We start from the raw sequence: 16,500 nt of genomic DNA on the forward strand, positions 1-16,500 counted from the left end.
CGGACGGGAGGAAGGAGGGCCGTCGCCATGACGACTCCGGTGAAGGGACCGGCCGCGCGGGTGCCCGGCTGGGTGAAGGTGCTGGGCTCCGTGGTGGTGCTGCTGGCCGTGCTGTTCGCCGGGATCCGGCTGAGCGTGCTGCCGGGGCTGAAGGACCTGTTCGGCACGGAGACCCGCGACCGCTCCGGGCCCGCGCTCCTCGAGTCCATCCAGGACATCAGCCGCTACGACGCCGCCTCGGGCAACTTCCAGGTGGTGGTGGACCTGGAGAAGGACACCAAGTTCCTGCCCGACGCCGTCCGCGGCAGCCGCACCCTGTACGTGGGCGCGGGCACCGTCGACGCCTACGTGGACCTCGGCGGGCTGAAGGAGGGCGACGTGCGGGTCGACGAGGACCGCACCTCGGCCACCCTGCGGCTGCCCCGCGCGCGCCTCGGCACCCCGGCGCTGGACGTGGACCGTTCCTACGCGGTGTCCAAGCAGCGCGGGCTGCTCGACCGGCTCGGGGACCTGTTCTCGGACAACCCCAACAGCGAACAGGCCGTGCAGAAGCTCGCGGTGCGGCACATCCGGGAGGCGGCCGAGGAGAGCGAACTCACCGCCCGGGCGGAGGCCAACACCCGGGGGATGCTGCAGGGCCTGCTGCGTTCCCTGGGCTTCGAGCACGTGCGGATCAGCTTCGCCGGCTGACCGGAGTGACCGTCCCGGCCGGGGGTAACCGCCGTAACACTCACGGACGTTGACGACTGGAGGACACCCGATGGCCCGCGCCGCCCCCCACCAGCTCCCGTTGCCCCTGCGGCTTCTGGTGCTGCTGTGCGCCTTCGTCTTCATGGTGGTCTTCGCGGTGGTCCTGGCCCGGCTCACGCTGCAGCCGTCCCCCGCCTCGGAGGCCCTGACGCACACCAACCTGCACCCCGGCCGCTCCCTGCGGGCCTATCTGGACCAGCCGGCGCTACGGGACGCGGTGAAGCAGATCGGCGGCAACATCCTGCTGGGCGTCCCCTTCGGGGTGCTCGCCCCGGTGATCGCGCCGCGCACCCGGGGCTTCCTGCGGATCCTGGTGCTCACGGCCGTGGTGATGCTGCTGGTCGAGGTGGCGCAGGGCGCGCTGGTGACCGGGCGGGCCTTCGACGTCGACGACGTCATCCTCAACACCGCCGGAGCGCTCATCGGCTACCTGCTGCTGGGCCGGCGGATGAGCAGGGCCGTGCACGCGCGCCGCACCAAGGAATGACCGGGCCGCCGCTCGCCTCTGCCTCGCCACGGGCGGAGGCGAGCGGCGGTCTACGGCTCCTTCTTCTGCTCCTCGCGGACCCGGGGGGCCTCACGCGAGGACCAGGTGAACTTGTCCCCGCCCACCCAGCGGACCGTGTCGGGGTCGTCGAGGTCGTGCACGGTGATGCCGTACGCGACGGCGGCCTGCAGCACGTCGGTGATCGACCTGGCCTCACCGACGACCTCTCCGTCGATCTGCACGATCCGGAACGGCGGCGGCCCGGGCTGCACCCCGAGCACCATGATCCGCGGCTGCGACATGTACGGGCTCGCGCTTTCGGTCATGAGTCGAGGGTAGAGCGCAAAGGGAGTGAACGCGGCATCCGGGACACAGCGGCACGGGGTCCCGCACCCTCAGGGACGCCGCCAGTCGTCGTTGGTCAGGTGCGACCCGGCCTGCGGTCCCATCCGGAGCATCCCACCGTCCACGCTCCACGAGGCACCCGTGACGTACGAGGCGTCGGGCCCGGCGAGGAAGGCGATCACCGCGGCGACCTCTCGGGCGTCACCGGGCCGGCCGAGAGGGATGACGGGCCGGCTCTCGGTGTGCGGGTCGGTGTCCTCCTGGCCGGTCATCGGGGTGGCGATCTCACCGGGGGCGACCGCGTTGACGGTGATGCCGTGCTCGGCGAGCTCCAGCGCCATCACCTGGGTGAGCAGCCCGAGACCCCCCTTGGCCGCGCAGTACGGGGCCGCCCCCACCCGCGGCTGGTGCTCGTGCACGGACGTCACGTTGACGATGCGGCCGCCGTCGCCCTGCCGGATCATGTGCCGCGCCGCCTTCTGCCCGCACAGGAACGGGCCGAGCAGGTCGACGTCCAGCACCTCCCGCACCTTCTCGGGCTCCAGGTCCAGGAAGGGTGTCATCGTCCCCGTGCCGGCGTTGTTGACCAGCACGTCGACGCGACCGAGCCGTTCGCACAGCTCGTCGACGGTGTCGGCGGCGCAGGGCAGCCGGGTCAGGTCCAGACGGGCGACCTCGGCACGGCATCCGTGGGCCCGGACCTCCTCGGCGGTCCGCTCCGCGCCCTCGCGGTCGCTGTTCCAGGTGATGCCCACGTCCATCCCCGCCGCGGCGAGGCGTACGGCGGTGGCCCGGCCGATACCCGAGTCCGCGCCGGTGACCAGGGCGACCTTGCCGTTGACAGGAGTGGAGAGTGACATGCGGGCCTCCTCGTCGTCGCTGTGCGGGATGCCGGGTCGCAGTACCCCCGCGGACGCGGGCCAACCTTCCCCGCCGCGGAGTGCGGCCCCACCCGCCCTGGGGAACCCTGGAGCGAGGAGGTGGCCATGGACCCCGTCGAGGCGCTGGAGGACATCGCGTTCCTGCTGGAGCGGTCGCTGGCTCCGACGTACCGCGTGCGCGCCTTCCGCACCGCGGCGCGCACGCTGAGGGAGCTGGGCCCCAACGAGGTGCGCGAGCGGGCCGTGGCCGGGACGCTGGAGCGGCTCAAGGGGGTGGGGCCGAAGACCGCCCAGGTGGCGCGGGAGGCGCTGGCCGGGGACGTGCCGGAGTACCTGCGCACCTTGCGCGAGGAGGCGGACCGGGAGCCCGCGGACCGGGCGGGCGGCGAACTGCGGGCGCTGCTGCGCGGCGACTGCCATCTGCACTCCGACTGGTCGGACGGCGGCAGCCCGATCGAGGAGATGGGCCGCACCGCCGCCGCGCTGGGGCACGAGTGGGCGGTCCTCACGGACCACTCCCCCCGGCTGACCGTCGCGCGCGGGCTGTCGGCCGGGCGGCTGACCGAACAGCTGGACGTGGTGGCGGAGCTCAACGAGACCTGGGCGCCGTTCCGGCTGCTGACCGGCATCGAGTGCGACATCCTCGAGGACGGCTCCCTCGACCAGGAGCCGGAACTCCTCGAACGGCTGGACGTCGTGGTGGTGTCCGTGCACTCCAAGCTGCGGATGGACGCCCGGTCGATGACCCGCCGGATGGTGGCCGCCGTACGCGACCCCCACTCCGACATCCTCGGGCACTGCACCGGGCGGCTGATCACCGGGCGCGGCCGGCCGGAGTCGCGGTTCGACGCGGACGAGGTATTCGCCGCGTGCGCGGAGACCGGCACCGCCGTGGAGATCAACAGCAGGCCCGAGCGGCTCGACCCGCCCCGGCGGCTGCTGCGGCAGGCGGTGGAGGCGGGCGTGCTGTTCTCCGTGGACACCGACGCGCACGCCCCCGGCCAGCTGGACTGGCAGATCCTCGGCTGCGCCCGCGCCGAGGAGTGCGGCGTACCGCCCGGACGGGTGGTCACCACCTGGTCCCTGGACGAGCTGCTGGCCTGGACCCGGCACCGGGCCACGCCGGCCGGCGTGGCGAGCGGCGAGGGTGGTACCCGTACCGGTCCGCGAGGAGAGGAAGGACCTTCATGACACGGGCGGCGGTCTTCGACGTCGACGGCACTCTGGCCGACACCAACCATCTGCACGTGACGGCCTGGTGGGAGGCGTTCCGGCAGGCCGGGCACCAGGTGCCGACGCACGCGATCCACCGGGCCGTGGGGCTTCCCTCGACCGACCTGATCGCGCATCTGCTGGGCGAGGACCGGGACACCTCCCGGGACGCGGAGCTGAGCGCCGCGCACAAGACGCTGTACGGGCAGTACTTCGACCGGCTGCCGGCCCTGCCCGACGCGGGGCGGCTGCTGGAGCGGCTGCACGACGACGGCTGGACGGTGGTGCTCGCCACCTCGGCCGGCGGGGCGGAGCTGGGCGCGCTGCGCCGGACGATCGACGCGGACCGGGCGATCACCGCGACCGCGAGTGCCGACGACGTCGACGAGGGCAAGCCCGCACCGGAACCCGTCGAGCACGCCCTGGAGCTGGCCGGGGTGCCCGCCGACCGGGCGGTGTTCGTGGGTGACACGGTGTGGGACATGCGGGCGGGCTCCCGGGCCGGGGTGCGCTGCGTGGGTCTGCTGTGCGGGGGCATTCCGCGCGCGGACCTGACGGAGGCCGGCGCGGACGTGGTGTACGACGGTCCGGCGCAGCTGCTGGCGTCGCTGGCGGACTCCCCGCTGGCGTGAGATTCCCCATGCGTGACCGGTGGCGGCGCGGGGAAACCCGCAGCTCATGACGCGGGTGATCGACGAGACACGGGACAGGGGCTCCGCCGGGCGGATGGGCCGCGCGGCGGACGCCGTGCGGTGGGAGGCGCGCTCGGTGGGCCGGGCGGCGCGGGCCGTCGTCCGCGGGCCGGGGCGGGAGCGGGACCTGCTGGTCCAGTCGCTGAAGGCCGCGCTGGCGGCGCTGCTGGCCTGGCTGGTGGCGCAGGTGTGGCTCGACGACCCGATGGCGCTGATGGCGCCCTGGGTGGCGCTGGTGCTGGTGCAGGCCACCGTCTACAGCTCGCTGGTGCAGGGGGCCCGGCAGTTCGCCGCGATCTGCATCGGCGCGCTGGTGGCGTCGGGCGCGCAGGCGGTCACCGACGACAACACGGGTGCCATCGCCCTGTCGGTGCCGGTGCTGGTGCTGCTGTCGAACTGGCCGCGCTTCGGTGACCAGGGCATCTACGCCGCCACGACGGCCGTGTTCACCATCGCGTCCGGGACGGTGAGCGCGACCGCCGTGGGGCACCGGCTGGGGCAGGCGGCACTGGGCGCGGCCATCGGGGTCGCGGTGAACGCGCTGATCCTGCCGCCGGTCCACCTGCGGGACGTACGGGAGAACCTGGCGGCGCTCGCCCGGGAGGCGGGCGAGGTGCTGCACGCCGTCGCCGGGGACCTGAGGGAGGGCGAGTGGGACGCGCAGTCGGCCGTCGGGCGGCTCGACGCCGCGAAGCGGCTGCAGGACCGGCTGGACGCGCTGCACTCGGCGCGCGGCTGGAGCCGGGAGAGCCTGCGGCTGACCTCGGGCATCCTGCGCTCCCTGCACCGGGCGCCGACGGAGGCGCTGCCCGCGGAGGACGAGGACGAACGCTTCAGCCGGATCACCGGACATGTCACGGCGCTCACCCGCACCCTGGCGGTGGCCGCGGACGAGGAGCGCTCGCCCGTCGCTCCGGACGCCGAGGTGCTGCGCTCCTACGGGAAGCTGCTGGAGCTGCTCGGGGACAGCCTTCACGCGGAGGCGGACCGGCTGCTGGGCCAGGAGGGGGCGGCCGACCCGCTGCTGGACGAGCGGACCGAGGCGGCGATGCGGGACCTGCACACCAGGCTCCAGCAGGGGCTGACGGAACAGGCGGGCAAGGGCGCGGCGCGGACCGCGGTGCTGGGCACGCTGGTGCTCCAGGCGGAGAACCTGTGGTCGGACCTGGACCCGGGGGCGCGGGGGCGCTGACCTCCCGCGCAGCGTGGTGACCCATGTCACCGCTCCGGGGCGCCACCGGCGGAACACATCGGGACTGTTGCCCGTTGAACAGACCGTGGGTGCGGATGGGACAGTGTCCCCGGGCCTCACCATTCGCCCACAGGGAAGATCGTTCGGCTGAAGCCCTGTGGAGCCTTTCGCCGAGAGGCGACCGCCATGCGCACCCACCTCTGGCCGCCCCGGCCGTGATTCCCCCGTCACGGCCGGGGCTTTCCCTTTCTCCCTCCCGGGTACCCGGAGGCCTCCGCGGAGCGTTCCGGCCGGAGGGAGCGGAAGGTGAGCAGCGCAGCAGGCATCAGGGTCGTCGTCACGGGCGCCACCGGCAATGTGGGGACCAGCGTGGTGCGGGCCCTCGCCGAGGAACCGGAGGTCGCCTCCGTCCGGGGCCTGGCCCGGCGGATCCCCGACTGGTCGCCGCCGAAGACCGAGTGGTCGGCGGTGGACCTGGCCTCGGACCGGTTCGACCTGGTCCAGGAGTTCGCGGGGGCCGACGCGGTCGTCCATCTGGCCTGGGCGTTCCAGCCCACGCACGATCCCGCGACCACCTGGCGCAGCAACGTTCTCGGCAGCATGCGGGTGTTCGACGCGGTGGCACGGGCCGAGGTGCCGGCGCTGGTGCACGCGTCGTCGGTGGGGGCGTACTCCCCCGGCCCGAAGGACCACGCGGTCGACGAGTCGTGGCCGACGCACGGCTGGCCGGACGCCGCGTACTGCCGGGAGAAGGCGTATCTGGAGCGGGCCCTGGACATCGTGGAGCGCGACCACCCCGCGCTGCGGGTGGTGCGGATGCGGCCGGCGTTCCTCTTCAAGCGGGAGTCGGCGAGCGAGCAACGGCGCATCTTCGGCGGCCGTTACCTGCCGGGGCAGCTGGCCCGGCCGGACCTGCTGCCGTTCCTGCCGGACATCCCGGGGCTGCGGATGCAGGTGATGCACACCGACGACGCGGCGCGGGCGTACCGGCTGGCCGTGCTGTCCGCGGACGCGCGCGGGCCGTTCAACCTGGCGGCGGAGCCGGCGGTCGACGTGGAGCTGCTGGGTGAGATGTTCGGCACCCGCCGGGTGCGGCTGCCGCGCTCCGCGGCCCGGTCGGCGGTCGCCGCGGCCTGGGGGCTGCGGCTGCTGCCCGCCTCCCCGCACCTCTTCGACGCGGTGCTGCGGCTGCCGTTGATGGACTGCACCCGGGCGCGGGTGGAGCTCGGCTGGCGGCCGACGCGCACCGCGACGGAGGTGCTGGAGGAGTTCCTGTCGGGCATGCGGCAGGGCGCGGGAGAGCGGACGGCGCCCATGCGGGGCCGCGCGGTGGGCTGAGCGGCGCGGTTTCGCGCGCCCCCACGGAGGTACCCGCGAGGGCCGTACGGATGAAGGGAGAGGGCCGTGACCGACCACCGCCTCGAAGGACCCGGTGAGAACGGCGTCGGTGTCCCCCGGGATCTGCCCGACCAGCAGGCCGGGCCCGACGAGGACCCCTGGGAGGTCGCGCCGGCCGCGGCGGAGCGGGAGAGCGAGCGCAAGGCCGAGGAGGCGAAGGGGCGCGACCCCGACGCGGACGCCGAGGACGACGAGGACGGCGAGGACGTCCCCGACACGGACGAGGCGGGCACCGGCCGCCAGGGCGCCCCCCATTCGGCGGCGTCCTACCCGGAACACCCGGTCCCGGACGAGTCCACGGGCTGACCCGGCGCGGGTCAGCTTCCTGCCCCGCGCAGGACGCGAGTGACGGTTCCCGGCCCGGCACGGGGGCGTTGCCGCAAGGCCCCGCGGTTCAGCGGGGGAGGCGTTCCTGGAGGGCCGTGTGCCAGGCGGGGGCCGGGACCGCCGGGTCGGGGGCGGGGCGGCGGCCGCCTCGGTCGAAGAAGTCGGCGAGGGGCAGGATCGCGGCGCCCACGGTGACGGCGTCGGGGCCGAGCCGGCCCAGTTCGATCGTCACCTTCTGCGCCGGGTGGCGCAGTGCGTACGACAGGGCGTGCCGGCGCACGGCGGGCAGGAAGCGGGAGCCGAGCTGCAGGCCGGCCCAGCCGCCCATGAGGATGCGTTCCGGCTGGAAGAGGTTGATCAGGTCGGACAGGCCCGCGCCCAGGTACTCGGCGGTCTCCTCGAGGACCGACAGGGCGACGGGGTCGGCGGCGGCCCCGTCGGCCGGGTAGGCGGCGGCGAGCATGCCGGTGAGCGCCGTCTCCTCGTCCGTACCTTCCGGCACCCGGCCGCCCTCCTCGCGCCACCGCGCGAGCAGCGACTCGGCGCCCGCGTACGCCTCCAGGCAGCCCAGGGCGCCGCAGCGGCAGCGGCGGCCCCGGACCCGTACGGTCAGGTGCCCCCATTCCACCGCCCGGCCGTGCTCCGCCTGCGGGGTGACCAGGCAGGCGCCGACGCCGGAGCCGAACAGGACGACCAGGGCGTTGCTCGCGCCGCGTCCCGCGCCGAACCACATCTCGGCCTGGCCGAGCGTCTTGGCGCCGTTGTCGGTGAAGTAGGGGACGCTTTCGGGCAGCGGGGAGCCGTCGCGGAGAAGGGACTCCAGCGGGACGGCGTCCCAGCCGATGGTCTGGCCGTGCACGACGGCGCCCCGGTCGGGCCTGTGCTCGACGATGCCGGGGACGCCGATACCGACGCCGAGGAGCCGCTCGGGGGCGAGGCCGGCGGCGGCGAGCACCTCGTCGATGCCGGAGCGGATGTGGTCCACGATGACCTCGACCTCGTACCGCTGCTGTTCCAGCGGTCGCTCGGCGCGGGCCAGCTCGGTGAGGGTCAGGTCGAACAGCTCGATGCGGACCCGGGTCTCGCCGACGTCGACGCCGATCATGTGGCCGCTGAGCGGGGCCACCCGCAGCAGGGTGCGGGGGCGGCCACCGTCGGAGTCGACGCTGCCGGCCTCCTCGACCAGCCCGTCGGCGATCAGGTCGGCGACCACGTTGCTCACGGATCCGGAGCTGAGTCCGGTCGCGGGGCCGAGTTCGAACCGGCTGAGGGGGCCGTCGAAGTAGAGCCGCTGCAGCACGGCCGCGCGGTTGGCCCGTCTGAGGTCGCGCACCGTGCGCCCGTTCCGCCCCGCCATGTGGCTCCTCCCGAAACCCTGCCCGACCTGCAACATACCGCCGGACGGTTGCCCGGCGCGACTTTTCCGCACCCTTAGTTCATGCTGTGAACTTGGACGTGGTGAGTGCGGCGATCTCCTCCAGCACGGCCTCCAGGTGCGGGCCGACCCGCTCCCGGACCTGCTTCGCGGCCTCCTCGCCCACGGCCCGCGGCACCGTCTCGGTGAGCATGATCAGGTCGAGGTAGGCACGGTACTGGGCGATGCGGAGCCGGGCCCCGTCGTCCAGGACCAGGCGGCCGCCCTCCCGCGCATAGCCGTCGAGGAACGCCTCGTCCTGGCGGATGTCGTCGAGCAGCGCCAGGGAGGCGAGGTCGGCGAGCGGGTCGCCCCAGAACATCCGCTCGCCGTCGATCAGGCCACCGATGCGGGCCGGGCCGTCCGCCGGACGGTCGACCAGAATGTTCCCGGGCCACAGGTCGAAGTGGACCAGCACCGGCACGGTGACCTCGTCCAGCGCCGGGGCGGCGGCCCGCAGCACGGCGGCCACCTCGTCGACGGGGCGGGGCAGCAAGGGTCCGTGGTCGCGGGCGTCGGCGAGCACGGCGTCGGTCATGGCGGTGAAGGCGGTGCGCCAGTCGGGGGCGAGCGGGCCGAGCGCGCCCGAGGGGTAGCCGTAGGCGCTGCCGGTGACCCGGTGCAGCCGCGCCGCCTGACGGCCCAGTTCGGTGCGCAGCGCGGTCCGTTCCGCCGGGGCGACGTCCGCCTCGGGCCAGGGCACGCCCGGGCAGGCGGTCATCAGCAGGTGCGGTACGGCGTCGTTCATGGCGAGGGACACGAGCCGCGGCGCGGGCACCCGCGCCTCGGCCGCTCCCCCGTAGAACGCCGCTTCCGCGACGAGCAGGCGTTTCTCGTGGCGCAGGCCGGGGGCGGTGGGTGGGGGCGGGACCTTCAGCACGTAGCGGGTACCGTCGCGGAGGGTGATCTCCTCGACGGTGTTGTAGGTGCCTCCGGCCAGCGGGCGCACCTCGGCCGGCGCGTCGGACGGCAGACCCGCGCGGGCGAGCACCCGCCGGGCACGGTCCCGGGAATCCCCCATCGTGCGCTCCCCTCCCCTGGGTGACTGCGGTACAGCGTACGGAACTCCCCCGGGCCCGGTCCCGGGAGGAAATTCGGTGGCTCGCCCGGGGAGCGGGTCCCTACGCTGGCCGCAGAAACCTAGACCCCCTAGGTTTCCCCTAGGCTTGACCCCCGTCACACAGGAGACGACCCATGAGAGCGCTCACCGAGCAGGACATCCGCGGTTCCTTCATCAACTGCTCGAAGGGTGAGGCGAAGCGGCTGAACGTGCCCCGTGACCTGGCCGAGCGTCCGTGGGACGACCTGGACTTCCTGGGCTGGCGCGACCCGGGGGCGCCCGACCGCAGCTATGTGGTCGTCGAACGGCAGGACGGGCTCGTCGGGGTGGCCATGCGCTTCCAGCCGGCACAGCGGGGCTTCCTGCACCGCAGCATGTGCTCCCTGTGCCTGACGACCCATCCGAGGGGCGGGGTGTCGCTGATGACCGCCCGCAAGGCGGGTCCGGCGGGCCGTGAGGGCAACTCGGTCGGCGCCTACATGTGCACCGACCTCGCCTGCTCCCTGTACCTGCGCGGCCTGAAGGTGCCGGAGACCGGGGCGCGGTTCGAGGAGAGCCTCACCCTGGAGCAGCAGATCGACCGCACGAGGGGCAACCTCCTCGCCTTCATCGGCAAGCTGTAGTCCCGTTGCCCGTCCCCCGGGCGACTGCCGTCACACAGGAACACGTTCGTCACACGGCGGGAGGGGGAACCGTCCGAGGATGCACGTTCGCCAGATGATCACGCCCGCCGTCCGGCTCATCAAGCAGCACCGGGACCCGCTGACCGTGCAGTTGGTGCGGTCGGCGGCCGCGGCGACCCTGGCCTACATCATCGCGGTCCGGCTGAGCCCGGAGGCCGCGCCGCTCACCGCCCCGCTGACCGCACTGCTCGTCGTGCAGGTCACCCTGTACTCCACCCTCACCACCGGTCTGCGCCGGGTGAACTCGGTGGTGACCGGCGTGGTGCTGGCGATCCTCTTCAGCCTGTTGGTGGGTCTGACCTGGTGGAGCCTCGGGCTGCTGATCCTCGCCGCGCTGTTCGTCGGCCAGCTGGTGCGGGCGGGCGAGTTCGTCCAGGAGGTGGCGATCAGCGCGATGCTCGTGCTCGGGGTGACCACCCACGGGGACACCGCCTGGGCCCGGATCGTCGAGACACTGATCGGCGCCATCGTCGGGATGGCGTTCAACCTGCTGTTCGCGCCGCCCGTGTGGGTGGAGGAGGCCGGCCGGTCGATCGAGGAGCTGGCGCGCCGGGTGCGGCAGCTGATGCTGCGGATCGGTGAGGAGGCGGCGGGCCGCCCGCCCGCCTCGCGCGCGGCGGCCCGGCTGCACGAGGCGCGCCGCCTGGACCACGACATCAGCGAGGTGGACGCGGACCTGCGGCAGGCGGAGGAGAGTCTGCGGCTCAACCCTCGGGTGCGCGAGGGCCTGCTGCACCGGGTGGTGCTGCGCACCGGTCTCGACACGCTGGAGATCTGCACCGTGGTGCTGCGCGTCCTGGCGCGCACCCTGACCGACCTGGCCAAGGAGCGCGAGCCGGAACGGCTCTTCGAGGAGGAGACGGGGGCGGTCTTCGAGCAGCTGCTGGCGGAGATCGCCGACGCGGTGGTGAGCTTCGCCGTGCTGGTCACCACCAGCGTGAGCGCCAACGCCGAGTCGGCGGAGGAGCGGCTCGCCTCGCAGCTGCGCCAGGCGGCCGGGACCCGCGACAAGCTGGCGGAACTGCTGTACGCGGAGGCCGGGCGCGACCCGCAGCGCTGGCAGCTGCTCGGCGCCCTGCTGACGGAGGTCAACCGCATCCTGGACGAGATGAACACCGAGCACCGCACCCGGCGGCTGTTCGAGGAGCTGGACCGGCACTCGCGGGAACAGCGCGAGCGGCTCCCCCGGCTGACCCGGATGCGGGACCGGATGAGCGTCCCGGAGCGGCTCCGGCGTGACCGCCGCGCGACATCGGGACGTCAGCGGTGAGCGAACCCTTTCTCTGGTGACGCGCCGCGTCCGGGCTGACGGTGACACCCGGCCGGCACGGCACCGCGCCGCCCGGTGAGAGGCACACCCGCCCGACCGGCACGCCCCGACCCGGCGCGTTGCCCCTCGGCGCGGTGGCGCGCTGGCGCCGCTCCCGGCCGGGACACCCGCCTCCGGGCTTCGGGCGCCGCGACCGGCCGCATGACCTGGGGTCCCCGCGCCCGTCATGCGACCGTTGGCGCCGCTTGAGGGCACCCGGTGCGGCGCCAGGCCGGCCAGGGCGCCCGGCCCGGCATCAGACGCCGACCCGCCCGCACGACCGGGCGCACCTCGCTCCTGGCCCTGTACGGCGCCCCGTCCGGCGCCGTGCCCCCCGACGCGGCGCCAGGCCGGCCAGGGCGCCCGGCCCGGCTCCGGGCGCCGCGACCCGCCCGCGTCGGCGGGTGTCCCTTGCGTCCGGTGGGTGATCGACGTCAAGGTGGCCGTGGCGGACGGGACGGGAGACGACCGAAGGTGCGTGTGATGAACAGGGCCGACTTGAGCAGGCGCCGCTTCGTGGGCGCGTTCGCGGGGACGGCCGCCGGGATGACGCTGCCCGCCTGCGACGACGGTTCCCCGCCGTCCGGGGCGCCGACCCCCTCCGCCCCGGCGACGGTGACCGGCCAGCCGTCACCCGGCGGGACGTCCACGGGGCCGCGCCCGCTGTACCTGGGCACGTACACCTCGGTGGACGGCGGCGGCGAGGGCATCGGGCTGGCCGTCTACGACCCGGCGTCGGGACGGATCACCGGCGCGGGCACGATCGGTGACGTCGGCGACCCGTCGTACCTCGCCGTACACCCGGACGGCCGGACGCTGTACGCGGTGAACGAGCGGGAGGACGGCGCGGTGACCGCGGTCCGGCTCTCCGACCGGAAGGTCCTGGGCAGCGCCGGCACCGGCGGCTCGTCCCCCTGCCATCTGTCGGTGCATCCGGGCGGACGGTATTTGCTGAGCGCCGACTACGGCTCGGGCACCGTCGCGGTGCACCGTATCGAGGAGTCGGGGGCTGTGGGCGAGCGCACGGCGCTGGTCACGCACTCCGAGCCGGCCCCGGGTCCGGGGCAACAGGGCCCGCACGCCCACCAGTTCGTCACCGCGCCGGACGGGGGCCACGTCCTCGCCGTGGACCTGGGTACCGACACCGTGTACACGTACCGCCTCGACGAGCGGGCGGGCACCCTGACCGAGGTGGCGCGGGCCGGCACCCGGCCCGGCGCCGGACCGCGCCACCTGACCTTCCATCCCGGGGGACGGTTCGCCTACCTCGCCAACGAGCTCGACAACACGGTGGCGGTGTGCGCGTACGAGCCCGGTTCGGGGCGGCTGCGGATCGGCGAGGCACAGCCGACGGGCACGGGGTCCGGCACCAGCTACCCGGCGCAGTTCGTCCTCACCGGCGACGGGCGGTACGCATACCTCGCCAACCGGGGGCACAACAGCCTGACCCGGTACGCCGTCGAGGCGGACGGGGCCCGGCTGCGGCTGCTGGACACCGTGCCGGTGGGCGGCGACTTCCCGCGGCACATCGCCCTCTCCCCGGGCGGCGGGCTGCTGTTCGCGGCGAACCAGAGGTCGGGCGACGTCACCGTGTTCCACGTGGACGCCGACAGCGGCGAACTGCGGTCGGCCGGTGAGCCGTTCGCGTCACCCGTCGCCGTCTGTGCGCTGCCGCTGTAGCGCACGGGGGCGGGAGGCGGCGCTCGCCTGGGTCAGCAGCACGTGCATGCGTTCGGTGAGCTGGGAGACGTCGTCGGCGGGCGCGTGGAACGGCAGCCGTACGTCGCCGTCGGTGCGCAGGCGTTCGATGCGCAGGGTCAGTCCGTGCCGGTCCACGGCGAGCGGCCGCACCCGGACCGCGCCCTGCAGGCCGGCCGGGTCCACCAGGCGGGTCAGCCGTTCGACGGCGTCGCCGTGGCAGTCCGCCAGGTGGGTCAGCAGCCGTGCCTCGGCGCCGGCCAGCGGGTCGGGCGGGGCGGTGGCGAACTCGTCGCGGCCGACGATCAGCGCGCCGGACGGCCGGCGGAGCACGACACGGGTGGGTTCGAAGGCGAGCCGGCCGCCCTGGACGGCGAACCATCCCGCCAGCCAGACCCGGGCGCGGATCCGGTCGCGTACGGGGACGGGCGCGACGTCGGCGAACTCCAGCACGGCGGACGGCTCTCCGCGCGGCGCGCAGATCGCGGCCGTGAGCAGCGTGCTGTCCTCGGCCACGTCCAGCAGCACCCGCCCGTCGTCCGTGACGGTGTGCGCGCCGACGAGTTCCTCCCGGGTGCCCTCCGCGGTCACCGTGCAGGACCAGGCGGCGGCGAGCACCGAGCGGGCCCGCTCCGCCGCACCGGGCGCGGCGGCCCAGCCGTGCGTGTGGTCACCCATCCCAACCTCCTTTTAGGTAAGCCTTGCCTAACCTATCGGAGATCGAGGTGCGCGCCAACCGCCCCCGGTGATCTTCCCGGAACCTTTCAGGAGGTGAGCACGCCCAGCAGGGCGCGTGCGCACAGGTCACGCACCTGCTCACGCCCCAACTCCGAGCCGCGCAGCCATTCCAGGCAGACCGCCGTGGTGAAGGCCAGCCAGCCGCGCACCGCGAGCCGGGTGTCCGGCCGCGTGCCGAGTACCGGACCGAACTCGGGGTCGGCGGCGAGCGCGGCGAGGATCTGCCGTTCCTGCGCTGCCAACGCCCGCCGGTAGACCCGCCGCACCGCCTGGTCCCCCGCCGCGTCGGCGCGGTGGAACGCCCGGTAGCCGTGCGCGTGGGCCTCCACATACTCCAGGTAGGCGTCGAGGCCCGCCGTCAGCTGCTCGCGCACGGGCACGCCCGGCACCGCCGCCGTCATGCGCAGCATCCGCTCGCTCTCGCGCTCCACCACCGCCGCGAAGAAGTCCCGTTTGGCCGGGAAGTAGTGGTAGAGCAGCCCGCGCGACACCCCGGCGATCTCGGCGACCTGCTCGATCCACACCTCGTCGTAGGGGCTCTCCGAGAACAACCGCGCGCCCACCGCGAGCAGTTGCTCCCGACGCTCCTCGGTGCTGAGCCGACGGCGGGTGCGCCCGCCCTCCTTCGCGGCCATTCCCGCACTGTAGTTGACGCCGCTCCGGCGGCCGGACCAGACTGGGCCCGCGTTATTGAACTCACGTGCAACACGTCGCACTCGCTCGCCGGATCGAAGGAGATCGCGCCATGGCGGAGACGACGGAACGGGCCGTACTGCCGAAGGGGTTCCGCAGCGCGGAGCAGGGCTGGCCCGCGCTGCACCGCATACCGCACCCGCCGCACCGGCTGCCGCTGCTGGGCGACGTCATAGGGTCGAGCAGAAGCACCCCCGTGCAGGACTCGGTGCGTCTCGCCCGCCGGCTGGGCCCGATCTTCCGGCGCAACGCGTTCGGCAGGGAGTTCGTGTTCACGTGGGGCGCGCGGCTGGTGGCCGACCTGGCCGACGAGTCACGGTTCGCCAAACACGTGGGGCTCGGCGTGGCCAATCTGCGGCCGGTCGCGGGCGACGGGCTGTTCACGGCCTACAACCACGAGCCCAACTGGCAGTTGGCGCACGACGTGCTGGCGCCCGGGTTCAGCCGGGAGGCCATGGCCGCCTACCACCCCATGATGCTGGACGTGGCCGCGCGGCTGACCGAGCACTGGGACCGCGCGGCGGACGGCGGCCAGTGGGTGGACGTGCCCGGCGACATGACCAAGCTGACGCTGGAGACGATCGCGCGCACCGGCTTCGGACACGACTTCGGCTCCTTCGAACGGGCCCGTCCGCACCCGTTCGTCACGGCGATGGTCGGCACCCTCGGCCACGCCCAGCGGCTGAACAACGTCCCCCCGCCGCTGGCCCCGCTGCTGCTGCGCCGGGCCAACCGCCGCAACGCGGCGGACATCGCGCGGCTGGAACACATCGTCGACGAGGTGGTCCGCCGCCGGCGCGCGGACGGCCACGCCGAGGGCGATCTGCTGGACCGCATGCTGGAGACGGCCCACCCGGACACCGGGGAGCGGCTGTCACCGGAGAACGTCCGCCGCCAGGTCATCACCTTCCTGGTGGCCGGTCACGAGACCACCTCGGGCGCCCTGTCCTTCGCCCTCCACCACCTGTCCCTCCACCCCGAGGTGGCGGACCGCGCCCGCGCCGAGGTGGACCGCGTCTGGGGCGCCACGGACACGCCCGCCTACGAACAGGTCGCCCGCCTCCGCCACGTCCGCCGCGTCCTCGACGAGTCGCTGCGGCTGTGGCCGACGGCGCCGGCGTACTCGCGTGAGGCGACCGACGACACGGTGCTGGCCGGCGAGCATCCGATGCGGCGCGGCGCGTGGACGCTGGTCCTGACGCCGATGCTGCACCGCGACCCCGACGTGTGGGGCGCGGACGCCGAACGCTTCGACCCGGACCGCTTCGAACCCGCGGCGGTACGCTCCCGGCCGCCGCACACCTACAAGCCCTTCGGCACGGGCGCCCGCGCCTGCATCGGCCGCCAGTTCGCGCTGCACGAGGCAACCCTGGTCCTGGGCCTGCTGCTGCGCCGCTACGACCTGCACGCCGACCCCGCGTACCGCCTCCGCGTGACGGAACGGCTCACGTTCATGCCGCGGGGGCTGCGGTTGCGCCCGGACCGCCGCCGCGCACCCCGCCCGGACGCACCGGGCGGGGCGGCGGGCGACGGGGCGGCGCCGGTGGGCGAGGAGCACCGGACCGCGGGCTGAGCCCGACGGCACGGCGCCCGCCCCCTCGCGCGGGCCGACGCTCCACGC

At 74.3% G+C, this 16,500-nt stretch carries 17 protein-coding genes; 11 read left to right on the forward strand and 6 right to left on the reverse strand.

What is annotated here, in order from left to right; all coding sequences use genetic code 11:
* Positions 1-27 precede the first annotated feature (27 nt).
* Both ACIF8S_RS08585 and ACIF8S_RS08590 read left to right on the forward strand, forming a co-directional pair.
* Positions 28-690 carry a DUF4230 domain-containing protein gene (locus tag ACIF8S_RS08585; protein WP_349794613.1) on the forward strand — a complete coding sequence of 221 codons (663 nt, stop codon included), beginning with the start codon at positions 28-30 and terminating at the stop codon, positions 688-690.
* Positions 691-760: 70 nt separating this feature from the next.
* Positions 761-1,237, forward strand: coding sequence for a VanZ family protein (locus tag ACIF8S_RS08590; protein WP_215210994.1), 477 nt, complete (start codon positions 761-763; stop codon positions 1,235-1,237).
* A 50-nt stretch (positions 1,238-1,287) separates the two neighbouring features.
* On the opposite strand, the gene ACIF8S_RS08595 is transcribed toward ACIF8S_RS08590, so the two are convergent.
* Both ACIF8S_RS08595 and ACIF8S_RS08600 read right to left on the reverse strand, forming a co-directional pair.
* Positions 1,288-1,563, reverse strand: coding sequence for a hypothetical protein (locus ACIF8S_RS08595; protein ID WP_399998139.1), 276 nt, complete (start codon positions 1,561-1,563; stop codon positions 1,288-1,290).
* Between the two features lie 69 nt (positions 1,564-1,632).
* Positions 1,633-2,442, reverse strand: a complete 810-nt coding sequence (locus ACIF8S_RS08600) for an SDR family oxidoreductase (protein ID WP_399998140.1) — start codon at positions 2,440-2,442, stop codon at positions 1,633-1,635.
* Between the two features lie 126 nt (positions 2,443-2,568).
* Here ACIF8S_RS08600 and ACIF8S_RS08605 point away from each other — a divergent pair, with 126 nt between their 5' ends.
* The 5 genes from ACIF8S_RS08605 (at position 2,569) to ACIF8S_RS08625 (ending at position 7,263) form a co-directional block, all read left to right on the forward strand.
* Positions 2,569-3,654 (forward strand): PHP domain-containing protein, encoded by a 1,086-nt coding sequence (locus ACIF8S_RS08605; protein WP_399998141.1) that lies wholly within the window; start codon positions 2,569-2,571, stop codon positions 3,652-3,654.
* Entirely contained in the window at positions 3,651-4,307 is a 657-nt protein-coding gene (locus ACIF8S_RS08610; RefSeq protein WP_399998143.1) for an HAD family hydrolase, read from the forward strand. The genes ACIF8S_RS08605 and ACIF8S_RS08610 overlap by 4 nt, the downstream gene beginning before the upstream one ends.
* A gap of 46 nt (positions 4,308-4,353) precedes the next feature.
* A complete protein-coding gene (locus tag ACIF8S_RS08615) occupies positions 4,354-5,559 on the forward strand; it encodes an aromatic acid exporter family protein (protein ID WP_399998144.1) in 1,206 nt (401 codons plus the stop codon).
* A 306-nt stretch (positions 5,560-5,865) separates the two neighbouring features.
* Positions 5,866-6,897, forward strand: coding sequence for an SDR family oxidoreductase (locus ACIF8S_RS08620; RefSeq protein ID WP_399998145.1), 1,032 nt, complete (start codon positions 5,866-5,868; stop codon positions 6,895-6,897).
* Positions 6,898-6,963: 66 nt separating this feature from the next.
* Positions 6,964-7,263, forward strand: a complete 300-nt coding sequence (locus ACIF8S_RS08625; RefSeq protein ID WP_399998147.1) for a hypothetical protein — start codon at positions 6,964-6,966, stop codon at positions 7,261-7,263.
* Positions 7,264-7,351: 88 nt separating this feature from the next.
* On the opposite strand, the gene ACIF8S_RS08630 is transcribed toward ACIF8S_RS08625, so the two are convergent.
* Positions 7,352-8,641, reverse strand: a complete 1,290-nt coding sequence (locus ACIF8S_RS08630; protein ID WP_399998148.1) for an ROK family protein — start codon at positions 8,639-8,641, stop codon at positions 7,352-7,354.
* 79 nt (positions 8,642-8,720) lie between these two features.
* Positions 8,721-9,719 carry a phosphotransferase family protein gene (locus tag ACIF8S_RS08635; protein WP_399998149.1) on the reverse strand — a complete coding sequence of 333 codons (999 nt, stop codon included), beginning with the start codon at positions 9,717-9,719 and terminating at the stop codon, positions 8,721-8,723.
* A gap of 173 nt (positions 9,720-9,892) precedes the next feature.
* On the opposite strand from ACIF8S_RS08635, the gene ACIF8S_RS08640 reads away from it, so the two are divergent.
* From ACIF8S_RS08640 to ACIF8S_RS08650, 3 genes are all read left to right on the forward strand, one after another.
* Positions 9,893-10,381 (forward strand): FBP domain-containing protein, encoded by a 489-nt coding sequence (locus tag ACIF8S_RS08640; protein WP_399998151.1) that lies wholly within the window; start codon positions 9,893-9,895, stop codon positions 10,379-10,381.
* A gap of 79 nt (positions 10,382-10,460) precedes the next feature.
* Positions 10,461-11,711: an aromatic acid exporter family protein gene (locus tag ACIF8S_RS08645; RefSeq protein ID WP_399998152.1), complete on the forward strand. Its 1,251-nt coding sequence runs from the start codon at positions 10,461-10,463 to the stop codon at positions 11,709-11,711.
* A 522-nt stretch (positions 11,712-12,233) separates the two neighbouring features.
* A complete protein-coding gene (locus ACIF8S_RS08650; RefSeq protein ID WP_399998153.1) occupies positions 12,234-13,430 on the forward strand; it encodes a lactonase family protein in 1,197 nt (398 codons plus the stop codon).
* On the opposite strand, the gene ACIF8S_RS08655 is transcribed toward ACIF8S_RS08650, so the two are convergent.
* The gene (locus ACIF8S_RS08655) at positions 13,398-14,126 is read right to left on the reverse strand and encodes a DUF2470 domain-containing protein (protein ID WP_399998154.1); all 729 of its coding nucleotides are present in this window, start codon (positions 14,124-14,126) and stop codon (positions 13,398-13,400) included. The genes ACIF8S_RS08650 and ACIF8S_RS08655 overlap by 33 nt on opposite strands.
* Before the next feature lie 86 nt (positions 14,127-14,212).
* Positions 14,213-14,821, reverse strand: a complete 609-nt coding sequence (locus ACIF8S_RS08660; RefSeq protein ID WP_399998156.1) for a TetR/AcrR family transcriptional regulator — start codon at positions 14,819-14,821, stop codon at positions 14,213-14,215.
* 110 nt (positions 14,822-14,931) lie between these two features.
* On the opposite strand from ACIF8S_RS08660, the gene ACIF8S_RS08665 reads away from it, so the two are divergent.
* Entirely contained in the window at positions 14,932-16,452 is a 1,521-nt protein-coding gene (locus tag ACIF8S_RS08665) for a cytochrome P450 (protein WP_399998157.1), read from the forward strand.
* Positions 16,453-16,500: the final 48 nt, after the last annotated feature.

It is taken from the genome of Streptomyces sp. NPDC085937 (assembly GCF_044540535.1).
GTDB lineage: Bacteria > Actinomycetota > Actinomycetes > Streptomycetales > Streptomycetaceae > Streptomyces.